The organism is Treponema sp. OMZ 798 (assembly GCF_024181385.1).
Taxonomy (GTDB): Bacteria; Spirochaetota; Spirochaetia; order Treponematales; family Treponemataceae; genus Treponema_B.
Genome location: NZ_CP051305.1, coordinates 117,047 through 129,316, shown reverse-complemented (window position 1 = coordinate 129,316; position 12,270 = coordinate 117,047). Strand labels below are relative to the sequence as shown.

General features: G+C 37.7%; 11 protein-coding genes. 4 read left to right on the top strand and 7 right to left on the bottom strand.

Features of this window, described 5'->3' with window-relative positions; genetic code table 11:
• Positions 1-17: 17 nt before the first annotated feature.
• The 6 genes from E4O07_RS00595 to E4O07_RS00570 all read right to left on the bottom strand — a co-directional run bounded on the left by E4O07_RS00595 (position 18) and on the right by E4O07_RS00570 (position 7,057).
• Positions 18-1,604, bottom strand: coding sequence for an ABC transporter transmembrane domain-containing protein (locus E4O07_RS00595; protein ID WP_253686746.1), 1,587 nt, complete (start codon positions 1,602-1,604; stop codon positions 18-20).
• A gap of 114 nt (positions 1,605-1,718) precedes the next feature.
• A complete protein-coding gene (gene mnmA / locus E4O07_RS00590; protein WP_253686745.1) occupies positions 1,719-2,819 on the bottom strand; it encodes a tRNA 2-thiouridine(34) synthase MnmA in 1,101 nt (366 codons plus the stop codon).
• Complete coding sequence (gene mtnK / locus E4O07_RS00585; RefSeq protein ID WP_253686744.1) at positions 2,819-4,024, bottom strand: S-methyl-5-thioribose kinase; 1,206 nt, start codon at positions 4,022-4,024, stop codon at positions 2,819-2,821. Before mtnK ends, mnmA begins: the two co-directional genes overlap by 1 nt.
• 29 nt (positions 4,025-4,053) lie before the next feature.
• A complete protein-coding gene (locus E4O07_RS00580; protein WP_253686743.1) occupies positions 4,054-5,559 on the bottom strand; it encodes a hypothetical protein in 1,506 nt (501 codons plus the stop codon).
• A 65-nt stretch (positions 5,560-5,624) separates the two neighbouring features.
• Complete coding sequence (gene purE, locus E4O07_RS00575) at positions 5,625-6,110, bottom strand: phosphoribosylaminoimidazole carboxylase (protein WP_253686742.1); 486 nt, start codon at positions 6,108-6,110, stop codon at positions 5,625-5,627.
• Positions 6,107-7,057, bottom strand: coding sequence for a phosphoribosylaminoimidazolesuccinocarboxamide synthase (locus tag E4O07_RS00570; protein ID WP_253686741.1), 951 nt, complete (start codon positions 7,055-7,057; stop codon positions 6,107-6,109). Before E4O07_RS00570 ends, purE begins: the two co-directional genes overlap by 4 nt.
• 155 nt (positions 7,058-7,212) lie before the next feature.
• Between E4O07_RS00570 and E4O07_RS00565 the strand changes: the two genes are divergently transcribed.
• Entirely contained in the window at positions 7,213-8,010 is a 798-nt protein-coding gene (locus tag E4O07_RS00565; protein WP_253686740.1) for an SDR family NAD(P)-dependent oxidoreductase, read from the top strand.
• An 88-nt stretch (positions 8,011-8,098) separates the two neighbouring features.
• Here the strand turns inward: E4O07_RS00565 and E4O07_RS00560 are convergent, their stop codons facing one another.
• Positions 8,099-8,494, bottom strand: a complete 396-nt coding sequence (locus E4O07_RS00560) for a single-stranded DNA-binding protein (protein ID WP_253686739.1) — start codon at positions 8,492-8,494, stop codon at positions 8,099-8,101.
• A gap of 272 nt (positions 8,495-8,766) precedes the next feature.
• Between E4O07_RS00560 and yajC the strand changes: the two genes are divergently transcribed.
• Genes yajC through secF form a run of 3 tightly spaced genes read left to right on the top strand, consistent with a single transcriptional unit; the run spans position 8,767 to position 12,239 of the window.
• The gene (yajC, locus tag E4O07_RS00555; RefSeq protein WP_253686738.1) at positions 8,767-9,180 is read left to right on the top strand and encodes a preprotein translocase subunit YajC; all 414 of its coding nucleotides are present in this window, start codon (positions 8,767-8,769) and stop codon (positions 9,178-9,180) included.
• 52 nt (positions 9,181-9,232) lie between these two features.
• A complete protein-coding gene (gene secD / locus E4O07_RS00550; protein ID WP_253686737.1) occupies positions 9,233-11,014 on the top strand; it encodes a protein translocase subunit SecD in 1,782 nt (593 codons plus the stop codon).
• Positions 10,998-12,239, top strand: a complete 1,242-nt coding sequence (secF, locus tag E4O07_RS00545) for a protein translocase subunit SecF (protein ID WP_253686736.1) — start codon at positions 10,998-11,000, stop codon at positions 12,237-12,239. Before secD ends, secF begins: the two co-directional genes overlap by 17 nt.
• The last annotated feature ends 31 nt before the right edge of the window (positions 12,240-12,270 follow it).

The window sequence follows — 12,270 nt, the reverse complement described above, 5'->3', positions numbered from 1 at the left end:
GAGGTTAAAAAATTCAATTAACTTTCTTTAAATTCAAAAACCTTATCGCAGAGAGCAAAGGATTTTTTGCGGTGAGTTATAAAAAGAATAATTGAATGAGGGAATGCCTTACGCAAGGTTTCAATAGTCCGCCTTTCCCTTAGCTCATCAAGACCCGAAAGAGCTTCATCCAATATGATGATTTTAGGTTCTTCTTTAAGGGCAAAAAGTCTTAATAAAACAACCCTTTGCTTTTGGCCTAACGAAATATTTGCTCCTTCAGTTTCCAATTCTGTTTCAAGAGAAAGATTATCGCTTTCATCAAAAATAGAATCAAAGACTTCTTTTGTAATATTTGCATTTTCCGTAAGTTCAGCATTTTCTTTAACAGTACCTTGAAAAATTATCGACTTATCGTTTATGTAAAAAATATTTCCGTTAAGAGAATCAGGGTCTAAGCTTTTCACTTCCTTCCCTCCAATATACAGGCCGGCCGTTTCGGAATATAAAAGACCTGAAAGAATTTTTAAGGCTGTACTTTTACCCAATCCGGAGGGGGCGGAAATGCCGTAAAATCCCGAAGTAGAAATATCTATATCGGTTTTAATGTTGATGTCCTTACTTTCAAACGAATGTTTTATATCCTTTAATAAAAGTGAATTAAAATCGACAGCCTTATCATGCCCTGCCAAATCTGCGGCAAATTCCTTTTTTATCTCATCAACCAGTTTCTTTTTTTCGTTTGAATTTAAAATTGCCATACGCAAGTCGGCAAGGTTTTGTACGGGTTCGATAAAATGCCCGACATACATATAAAATGAAATTGTAGAACCCAATGTGATTTTACCGTATTTCATTAATATAAAACCGGCAACCAAATTTATAAGAGGCAAGGATGTGTATAAAAATCCGTTTATATCCCTATAAAGCCTCTGATAAAACTCTTCCGATTTTTCCACTGTCAGCATATCTCTTCTTACCTTCGTTAAGGAGGTTTTTATTTTCTTTTCGGCAGAAAAAATTTTTATATCCGAAAAACCCTTTAAGGCTTCGCCTAAGTGTAAAAGAAATTTTTCGGAAGTTAAAGAACTTTCTTTCGAATACTTTATAATGTTTTTTCTTACAAAGCAGCCTATAAGATAAATCAGCGGAATAAAAAGAGAGGTTAAAAGTAAAAGCTGCCAATTTAAATATAAAAGAACACCGGAAGCCAATACAAACATCATAATGTTGTTGACAAGCATTACGGGACTTATCCCATAAAGAGAGCCTAATTTATAAGGTTCATTTGCGATACGGTTTAAAAGTTTTTCGTTATTAAAGGTACCTGCCAAATTAGACTTTGCACTTAAAAACTCGTCAAAAAGAATTTCGGTCTCGGAGGCGGCAACAATATTTTTTGCCGTATTAAAATTATAGTTCCAAATAAAATTAAAAATTTTTTGAACAAAGATAACGATAAAACAAATTGTTATTGTTCTAAATACTTCGGGTGAAAACCCCTTGCTTAAACTATCTATTATTTGTCCTAAGAGCAAAGGAATCGCCGCAGAACATGCAAGCGGAATAATGGAAAGCAAAACAATTTTAGCATGTAATTTAAAATAACATTTTTTATACAACATGAACAGTTTCTCCTATAAAAACTCGCCGGATAAACAATGAGGCAGAATTTCTGCCAAGTTGTTTATCATAACTCCTTACTTATTATACAATATACATATGCGGTCAAGTCTTTTTTAAAGTATTCCCGGTCTCTTTACCGATTCTATTATGCCGCCGCCGATAATATAATCCCTGTCATAAAAAACTGCGGCCTGTCCTTCGGCGACGGCTTTTTCGGGCTCTAGAAATTCTACCTTAAATTTTCCTGTAGGTTTAAGATCTTCAGTTTTTAGCGGAATTAATTTTGCTTTTTTCTTTTGTTGGCGGTAGCGTGTTTTTACCTCGATATCTATTTCCTTATATATTATTTTTTTTGAGATTATATTTACATTTGAAGCGATGAGGCTTTCGGCAAAGAGTTCTTCGTCCTTACCTACAGTAACAGTGTTTGTTTGTGCATCTTTTTTTACGACATAGACGGGATAGCCCATCGCGATAGCAAGCCCGCGCCTTTGGCCTATCGTGTAATATTGAAGGCCCTTGTGCCTGCCTATTTCTTTTCCTTGCGTGTCTACAAATTTGCCTTCTTTAAAAGAATCTTTTGCAAGGGCATTTATTACCCTCGTGTAATCATCATCGGGAACAAAGCAGATGTCTTGGCTGTCGGGGCGGTGAGCATTTATAAGCCCCGCCTCTTCGGCCATACATCTCACTTTTTCTTTTGTAAAATCTCCCAACGGAAAAATAGAACGGGAAAGCTGCTTTTGATTAAGAAGAGCTAAAAAGTAGCTTTGATCTTTTTGGCTGTCTTTAGCCTGTTTTAGTAAAAATCTTTCCTCGCCTTCAATTTCGGTTTTTTCTATTTTTGCATAATGGCCTGTTGCAATCTTATCAAAGCCGTCCTTTAAGGCTTGCTCCAAAAAAAGGCCGAATTTAATTTTGCTGTTGCATATAAAGCAGGGATTCGGCGTTCTTCCTTCTTTGTACTCTTCAACAAAATAGTCGATGATTGCAGTTTTAAAAGTTTCACGCATATCGTACACCATGTGTTTTATACCGAGTTTTGCGGCAACTTTTTTTGCATCTTCAATATCATCGGTCTGCTCCTTATAAATGCCGGATAGTTTCGGCAGAAGCTTCATCGTAACTCCTGTAACCTCATAGCCCTGATCGATTAATAGTTTTGCTGCAACGGCGGAATCAACGCCTCCGCTTAAACCGGCAAGCACCTTCATCAAGCTTTAATCCCTCTTAAAATTTCTTCGGGGTTTAAAATCATGGCACATCCCGCCTCAGCTAATTCTCTTTCGAGGAGGATGCGGTTTTCTATCTGTTTTATACCGGTAATTTCAGGCGTTTTTGCAGAACCGATTATCCGTCTGTTTAATTCGGTACCGCAAAAAGAAACTGCATCTATTTTTATTTTTTCGATATAATCGTCAATAAAAATTTCATTTTTATACATCGGGTCTTTTATATTCTTAATAAGAAATTCTTTTGCAAAAATAGAAAAGAATTTAAGCAGATCTTTTTTTGCATTTTCAATCCAAAGTAAAAATGAAGCCTTTTTATTTTCATCATCAAAGATAAACGAGTACTTTGCATACCCTTCAGCGAATATAAAATGAGCAAGCACATTTCCAAGGTCATAGGCTATCGGTCCGTAAAATGCGAATTCAGGATCGATTATTTTTATCTTTGTTTCTTCATTTTCGATTTTTACAAAGATAGAACCGGAATGTAAATCCCCATGAATAAGCCCTTGCGGGTAATTATTGAATTTTTCTTTTAAGGCCGCAACTTTTGCAATGAGCTTTGAGTCTTCATAAAACTTTTTTTTAAGCCAATCGGCATTTTCGGGCAGGAAAATATTTCTTCCCCTCACACCCTTATAGGGATGAGTAAAGACTAAGTCTTGAGTAATCTTACAAAGATCGGGATTATAAAATTTAAAAGCTGCTTGACATTTTTTTTGATAGCCCAAACCTAAATCGGTAGAGGGTAGGGATGTGTCTACAATAAAACCTGCAATTAATTTTTCGAGTCCGTAAAATATTTTACCGGCCATCAGCTCCTTTCTTAAATTGGAATAAGAACCTATGTCCTCCATTATGATTGCGGCCATCACGGGATCGGCATAAATTACTTTCGGCGAAAAATCTGGAGCACATTCATTATACAGTTTTAAAACTCCGGCTTCCCGTGCGCTTCTATCCGGATTTAAATATCCGTCGGGGCGCACCCTCGTTTGAACATCGGCTTGTTTTAAAATAAGGGATTTTTTTGTGCCCTTTTCGAAAATTCGGTAGACGTAGTTTATATTGCCGTCTCCTATTTCTTCATAAACTAAATTTTCATTTGCATCGAAAAAATTGCTGTGCTCAAAGACATAATCGATGATATCATCGCCTTCCATTTTATAATGGGAACTAAACCGCATTCTGCCTCCATATTTTAGGAATACTTTTTTTAATAATGAAGACCTATACCGATAAAAATTTCGGAAACGGGCCCGCCGTCACGCTTTGCATAGCCTTTTCTATTTTTTATTTCTCTTAGATCATGCCCATAGCTTATACGCGCATAAATACTTCTCATTTTTATCGGATACATTATTATTTCTAAACCGCCCGAATACCAGCCGTATTTAGGATTATAATAAGTGTTTGATTCGGTATCATGTACCAAGGCCATATCTAAAAATGGAGATATATGTAACTCAAATCCGAAAAAGCGGGTCCATTCAATTCCGGTAATTTCTTCCCATTTAAAAACTCCGATTTTTACAGGTACGTCAAAGTTAAAACTAATAGCCGTATCTGTAGAAATCCGTTTATTTAAAATACCGCGCAAAATTTCTCCGCCCCTGTTTGACTTTTTAGTAAATAGGTTATAATGGAAATCAAGCCGGCCGTACAGTCCTACCCTATCCAAGAAAGAATAAAAGCCCTTTGTTTCGAGTTCAAAAGAAACATCTACATTTCCCTTTCTATATGTATTATAAGTATACGTATTGCTTAAATCTAAATTAAAACCCTGCCGGAAATTATTTATCCAGTTCACTCTTCCCATATCAAAACTATGGGCCCAATTAATATTTAATCCTTTTCTATTCTCATCGATAATTTTTGTGAACTTCCAATTACCGTTTATACCAAAAGAAGGAGTCCATGTGATTGTACCTAAGGTCTGATTTTTATATATGTCAAAAGACAAAGATGTATAAAAACCGTTTGTAAGATAATAATTTTTTTCTGACGGAGATGCATAAACATTTATACCCTGAGTTATACCTGCCGTTAAAGTAATCCAATCAACACCCGGTTTATATGAAGCATTTAGCCCAGTACCAAAGTTAAATCCGAAATTTTTATCCTGATCTATATTCATTCCTGCATTAGTGCTCCAAAGAAGCTTCACCGGATTAATATAAAAGGGCAGAGCAAAATTTGATCCTAGTGAAAAAGAAGATTTTCCATCATTGTTACGGTTATATATTAAGTCCATTGTAAGAGGCTCAAGAGAACCTAAAAAATTAAAATCTTTTAACTTAATTTTAAACTCAAGCCCTTTGTTCGAATCAAAGCTCGGATAAGGCAAGGCTATGATATTCCATGTATCTTTAACATATATTTTAAGCTTTACAGGAGTAATATTATTTTGAGACTCCAAAAAATCGAAAGTAATTTCATGGGACTCTATTGTCCTCATATTAGTGAATTCCGAATTCAGTTCTGCTATATATAAATCAAATTCTTCTTTAGAGGTAAACACTCGATTTGTATCCACAGGAACTTTAGCCGATAGGGGTTTCACCTTAGTAAAACCTTTTATGATGTATTCAACACTTTCAATCTTATAAGCCGTAACAGCAACCGGCTTACCGGCTTCGAGTTTTTCATCAGTGTTTTGAGTATAAAGATTAGTTACAAAAAGGCAGCATAGTGCAGCCGTTAAAAAAAATCGTTTGTGCATTTTATTCCACCATAATATTATTTAGGCAGTCTTATAGTACATATAAAACTGCCTTGATTTTAATTTTAGTTTGTTAATTTTAGTTTGGAATCATCTTCAATTATTTTTTGAGCATTTGATTCCATATAAGATCTGACTGCGCCTGCTATTTCCTTATCGTAAAGCGAAAAGATTCTTGCAGCGAGGAGGGCGGCATTTTTAGGCTCCAACACCAGGGCAGGAGAAATGCCTGATGGCATCCTAAGAGAAGAATAAATGTCTGCCCCTGCAAAGCTGTCGGAAGAAGGAGGACAGGCAATTGTCGCACCCTTTACAAAGCCGTCCACAAAACCTGAAAGAGCATTGCTTCTTCCGGCAATTGTAATATATAGTTTCGGCCTATCGAGAGCCTCATATTCTTTTAGCATAGAAACAACATGCTCTGCCGTTTTATGAGCCGAGCCGATTCTTATAGCATACTCTATTCCAAAAACCTTTAACTCTGAGGCTATTTTTTCTGCATGGCTCATATCCGAGGACGAGCCCATAAGTATTATTACGAGAGGTTTCACATCAGACCTGCCTTTTTTAAGTTTTTTGCTATGCGCTCTTCGGCCGGATATTCTCCCGGAACAAATTTCGATTTTGTCAACTTTTCGTAGGCCGTAATATAAAGCTGAATAGCCTCGTTCCAGACATCTTCATCAAGTTCCGGTATTTCGCCGTCGCCTCGGTAGCCCTTTGCGGCGTAGGCCATTCTTACAAATTCCTTATCGAAGTTTTCGGGCTCCTTACCTTCCTTTAGTCTTTGCTCATAAGTGTCGAGCTTCCAATAGCGTGAAGAATCCGGGGTATGAACCTCATCTATCAAAAGAATATTATTATCCTTATCTACACCGAATTCGTATTTTGTATCAACCAAAATTAAGCCTGCTTCTTTTGCACTTTTTTGGCCGCACTCAAAAAGGGCAAGAGCTGCCTTTTGCACAGAGTTCCACTGCTCTTTTGACAGATAGCCCTGCGAAACTACCTCATCGCAGGTAAGCCTTTCATCGTGACCCGTGGGACCGCCCTTTGTAGTGGGTGTAATAATCGGTTTAGGAAGAGCCTGATTTTTTGTCAAGCCTTCAGGAAAATCGTACCCGTAAATGTTTCTTTCGCCTAAGGAATACCTATACCATAGAGCCGTTGAAGTTACACCCGTAATGTATCCCCTCACTATTACCTCTATGGGAAGGGGCTTAACCTCCGTTACGAGAATGCAGTTAGGATCCGGACAAGAAATTATGTGATTTTTGATTATATCCTTGGTATTTTCAAACCACCAAAGAGAAAGCTGGTTTAAAACCTGCCCCTTATACGGAAGAGCTGTTAAAACCCTGTCAAAGGCAGAAATTCTATCGGTTGTTACAATCAAGCGCTTGCCTGCTTCAGGTGAATACCAGTCCCTGACCTTTCCGGTTTGTTTTGAAGGAAGAGGTAAATTAGATTCTCTAAAAGCTGCATTTCGTGAAATCATTTTAAACTCCTTAGGATAAATTTTTACCCGCCAAGTATATATGAAGATTTATAAATTTTCAAGTATCCGCACAATTTACAATTTTTCCGATAGAAGAAAATTATATTTTTACCTATAATGAGGCAGACTTCAATTAAATAAAAGAGGATATAGTTGTGAAAAAAATAGCGGTGGTAAGCGGAGGCTCAAGCGGTATAGGCCTTGAGATTACAAAGGCCTTGGTTCTAAAAAATTATTTTGTATACACCATGAGCCGCAGAGAATTTTTAAGCTTGCAGGAAGATAAAGTTAAGCATATTTCACTTGATATTACGGATGAAGAAAAACTGACAAGGGCCTTTGCCGATATTTGGGAAAAGGAAGGAAGGATTGATTTAGCCGTCTGTGCCTCAGGATTCGGCATTTCGGGAGCTGTGGAATTTACAAGTCTCGAAGATGCAAAAAGACAGATGGATGTAAATTTTTTCGGTGCTTTTTTATTTATAAGGGTTGCAGCCTCGTATATGAGACCTCAGTCTTTCGGAAAGATATTTGTGATCACCTCTATAGCAGGAGAAATTGCCATCCCCTTTCAGGCCTTTTATTCGGCATCGAAGGCTGCTTTAGGAAAACTCTTAGAAGCTTTTAGAGCGGAACTTCAACCCTTCGGTGTAGACTGTGCCTTGATAATGCCCGGAGACGTTGCTACCCCCTTCACGGCTGCGAGGGACAAATCAAATGCCGGAGACGATATTTATGATGGGAGAATCTCAAAAAGCGTTTCCAAAATGGAAAAGGACGAGCAAAAAGGAATGAACCCCGAAAGATTAGGAAAATTCGTTGTCTCCCTCGCCGAAAAGCGGAAAATCGGATTTTTTTATCCTTATGATTGGACTTACGCCTTCTTGCTGCTTTTGTATAGAATTTTACCCCGCAGATTAGGCCTTTTTATAGTAAAAAAGCTATATGCCTAATAAGGTGCTATCAAGGCCCGATGAGTGAATAACCTGTAAAGCAGCTTTTAGGTAAAGAAATCGTTTTAGGCCCTGATAGCACAATTATTTAAAATGTCATTACTTTTTCTTCAATAAGCACCTCCTCTCTTGCCTCGGCCCTATCGCCCGAATTTTTAAAGACGGGCTTAAATTCTACATGTTCTGCAACGACCTTTACCTTGCTGTAATTTTTCCCATCCGTACCAACCCACCTGTCCTGCTTAATTCTGCCGACAACACGGACTCCCCTGCCCTTAGCCCCGTTTTGTTCGCATAATTTTGCAAGACTTGCCCATGTTTCTACATCAAAATATGAAGTTTCCTGCACAAATTCATTATCTTTTTTGTAGTTTCGGTTTGAAGCAATAGCAAAGGTACATAAGGCAGTCCCATTTGCCGTAGTTTTTAAAACAGGTTCCCGAACCATGTTTCCTTCAATAATTAGCGAGTTTAATGATTTCATTTCATACCTCCAAAAATCAAAAAATAACTTTAATTTGAACACTTGTTCAATAATTTTACTAAAGCTTAAGGCGGCGCCGCTCCCTTGCTTTCAACTAATTATAGGCTTGTAAACGCAATTTTTAGTAAAATTTCAGAAAAAAAGTTTTATAAAATTCAACATAAAAAAAACTATTTTTTAAAAGTTTACCTCTTATTGACTGAATATGTAAAAATATGGTATTGTGTTTCACTATATTTATATTTTAAATTACTTTAAAAAGGATGGGTTTTATGAATTTTATGCCTTTATTACAAGGAGCAGCTCCGGGCGGTTTCGGCTCCTTCGGTTTTTTAATACCAATGCTCTTGGTTTTCGTTATTTTTTATTTTTTGCTTATACGCCCGCAAAAAAAAGAACAGCAAAAAACAGAAAGAATGATCTCTCAGCTTCAAAAGGGAGATAAGATAATCACTATCGGCGGTATTCATGGTGTTGTGAGTTCTACAAAAGAAAAGACCATTATCATAAAAGTTGATGATAACTGCAAAATCGAAATTAACCGTTCTGCAGTAGGAGCCGTTTTAAAAGATGAGCCTCCCAAGCCCGATTTCGGCGGGGAAGGAGAAAAGAAAAGATCTTTATTCGGAAAAAAATCAAATGACTCCGAAAGCAACGATAGCGCCTCACAAAACGAATCAAAATAAAACAATTTGCGGTTTTAAATTTTAAACTTAGAACCGCAAAGGGAGATAAATAATGAGCAAAAGATTTAGATTTATCGTTGTTCTTCTTGTCATTGCCTTGTGCTTTGTTTTCTTACACCCTACCCTTAAATGGTATTTTTGGACAAATCAAGAAGATAAGGCATTAGCCTTGGCATCAAGAGAAAAGATTAAAGATTATTCCGAAAACATGGCAAGAGCTGATGTGGACAAACTTATAGAAATGGCTGCTTCAAATTCAACAGAGCCTCTTTCGGAAAAATATGATCCTATCATTAAAGAAGCTAAGGCCCGTAGAAAGGCCTTAGGTATGGAAATTCCCTCTCAATGGACAGCTCAAGATGTGGCAGCAAGTTTTAAGCTTTCCTCAAAGGAAAAGTTCATTCCTGTAGCCCAGCCTATCTTAGAAACTGCGTATAGGGATTCGATTTTAGGTATAAAAAAATATCAAACAAATGCCGTAAAATTAGGACTTGACCTTTCAGGCGGTATGCTGGTTATTATCAAAGCCGACTTGGATGCAGCTATTTCTGCAGACGGAGCAAGCAGCGAGACCATAGCCGACTCAAAGAAGGCCGCCATGACTTTAGCCATGGACACCCTCAGAAGCCGAATAGACAAGTTCGGCCTTACAGACCCTGTAATTAGACGCCAAGGAGATGATCGAATCTATATTGAAATGCCGGGAGCGGCCGATGCAGATAAGATAAACTCCATTATCATGGGACGCGGTATTTTGGCTTTTCATATAGTGGATGATGAGGCAACACAGGCCTTTAGAGAGTACTACCGAAACAATCCGGGAAAAACCTTTGATGCAGAATACAATCTTTTAAACCCCGGAATTATACCTGCAGACTGCATGGTTCTGGGCGTATATCATAAAGATGCCTACGGCATAGACGAAAGAGACGACAGAGAGCCCTTCCTAGTTGTAAAAAAACAGGCAGGTCTTGAAGGAAAGCATCTTGTAAGCGTAGACACCTCAGCAGATCAAAGATCCAATAATCCTTTAGTAAACTTCTCACTTGATGCCGAAGGAGCAAAGATATTTGCAGAATTGACGGCAAACAATGTCGGAAAAAGACTCGCCATAGTTTCGGACAATAAGATAAAGTCTGCCCCCAACCTCAAAGAACCTATAACGGGAGGAGCAGGAAGTATAAGCGGAATGTCTGCAACAGAGGCAAATAACCTTAAAACGGTTTTAAGAACTGCATGGCTAAATGTTCCTCTCCAGCTTGAAACACAGCAGGTTGTAGGAGCCAGCTTAGGAGACGAAAAGATTAACGAAGGTATTATGGCCTTACAGTGGGGCTTAATAGCCGTTTTGATCTTCATGCTTGTATTCTATAAAGAAGCGGGTATCAACGCTTGTATTGCCCAAATTTTAAACCTTTATATAATGTTCAGTATTCTTTCAGCCTTTAACCTAACTCTTACCTTGCCCAGCATTGCCGGTATGATTTTGACCATAGGTATGGCTGTTGACGCTAACGTTGTTGTTTTTGAAAGAATAAAAGAAGAACTTAAACTCGGTAAAACAAGGGAAGCCGCTATAAATGCAGGATTTGAACATGCATTTTCTGCAATTATGGACTCCAACATTACAACATTCATTGCAGCCTTCTTCTTATCCATCCTAGGAACAGGACCGATAAAGGGCTTTGCATACAGCTTAGCTATAGGCGTTGTTTCTTCAGTATTTACCGCCTTGTTTGTTTCGCGCTTAATATTCGACTTCGGAACTCAAACTCTAAAATTAAATAAGATTCATATCAGCTGGAGGAAGTTAGAAAATGAAAAAAGTAATTAGTTTTTCAAAATTTTTTGTTCCGGGCGTAATTATCAGTATAGGGCTTATGACCTTTGGAATTATAGGCTATTTCACCAAAGGAATAAATTTTGGTATTGACTTTCAGGCCGGTTTTATTGAAAAGATCAAGATTGCACCTACGGCAGTAGAGCTTTCCTATGAAGGGCCTTTAACAGTTTCCTTTTCACAAGGTATATCCGACATTTCAATTACGACCACCTCTCTGGATGCAGAAAACAAATCTTACGTATTTAAGTTTGCCGATAATCCGACTCTTAAAGACTTTGCTGACGGTATTGCTTCTATCGAAGGTCTAAAGGTTAAAATAAATGCATCTGCAAACACACTGCTCAAAGACTTGTTTACGGATTCGGAATCCTCACCCCGTCTTTCTCAAGAAATTTTTAGACTCCATTATTTGGATAAAAATCTTAAACCAATAAGCACTGATGAGGTGCGCCACGCTCTTTCTTCCATTCCTTCGGTTTCAGTTCAGCAATTGGGAACACCTGAAGACAGGTATTTTCAGATAAGACTAGCAGATGACGGAAAATACGAAAATGCAAACAAAGAGCTGCGCTCAATTATAACCTCTGCTTTAAATGCTGCCTACGGCACTGAAAACATTGCAGTTATGGGAACAGACTTTGTAGGTTCGCGCTTTTCTTCTTCATTGGCCAAACAGGCAATTTTACTTGTGGGCGGTGCCTTGGTCTTAATCTTTGTTTATGCAATGTTCCGCTTCCAGTGGAATTTTTCTGTAGCTGCTATCTTAGCCCTGCTTCACGATACAATGGTAATGGTTATGTTCATCTCATGGACTCAGATGGAATTTAATTCGACGACCATAGCTGCAATCCTTACGATTATCGGTTACTCGATAAACGATACAATCGTTATCTTTGACCGTATCCGTGAAAAGATTCATCTTGAGCCAAGGCTTGAATGTAACGAAGTTTTGGATAAGGCTTTAACTGAAGTATTTACCAGAACAATTATTACAACAATGACGACAATGGTTGCAGTTGTAGCTCTTTATGTGTTTACAACCGATGCCATGAAGGACTTTGCCTTAGCCCTAATTGTAGGTCTTATAAGCGGTACCTATTCGTCAATTTATATTGCATCATATTTTATCGCTGCAACGTCAAAGGGTAAAAAAGCCGGAGAGATGATTACCAGAGGCAAAAAGGCCCCAGGCGAGCTTTCAGGAGCAGTTATCTAAACGGATAAATAATTCTTAATATTTATTAAAA

Bases quoted from the DNA above. Each gene is read 5' to 3' on its own strand.
- E4O07_RS00560 (WP_253686739.1), bottom strand. From the start codon at position 8,494: ATGAAATCATTAAACTCGCTAATTATTGAAGGAAACATGGTTCGGGAA.
- secF (WP_253686736.1), top strand. From the start codon at position 10,998: ATGAAAAAAGTAATTAGTTTTTCAAAATTTTTTGTTCCGGGCGTAATT.
- secD (WP_253686737.1), top strand. From the start codon at position 9,233: ATGAGCAAAAGATTTAGATTTATCGTTGTTCTTCTTGTCATTGCCTTG.
- yajC (WP_253686738.1), top strand. From the start codon at position 8,767: ATGAATTTTATGCCTTTATTACAAGGAGCAGCTCCGGGCGGTTTCGGC.
- E4O07_RS00580 (WP_253686743.1), bottom strand. From the start codon at position 5,559: ATGCACAAACGATTTTTTTTAACGGCTGCACTATGCTGCCTTTTTGTA.
- mnmA (WP_253686745.1), bottom strand. From the start codon at position 2,819: ATGAAGGTGCTTGCCGGTTTAAGCGGAGGCGTTGATTCCGCCGTTGCA.
- E4O07_RS00595 (WP_253686746.1), bottom strand. From the start codon at position 1,604: ATGTTGTATAAAAAATGTTATTTTAAATTACATGCTAAAATTGTTTTG.
- mtnK (WP_253686744.1), bottom strand. From the start codon at position 4,024: ATGCGGTTTAGTTCCCATTATAAAATGGAAGGCGATGATATCATCGAT.
- E4O07_RS00570 (WP_253686741.1), bottom strand. From the start codon at position 7,057: ATGATTTCACGAAATGCAGCTTTTAGAGAATCTAATTTACCTCTTCCT.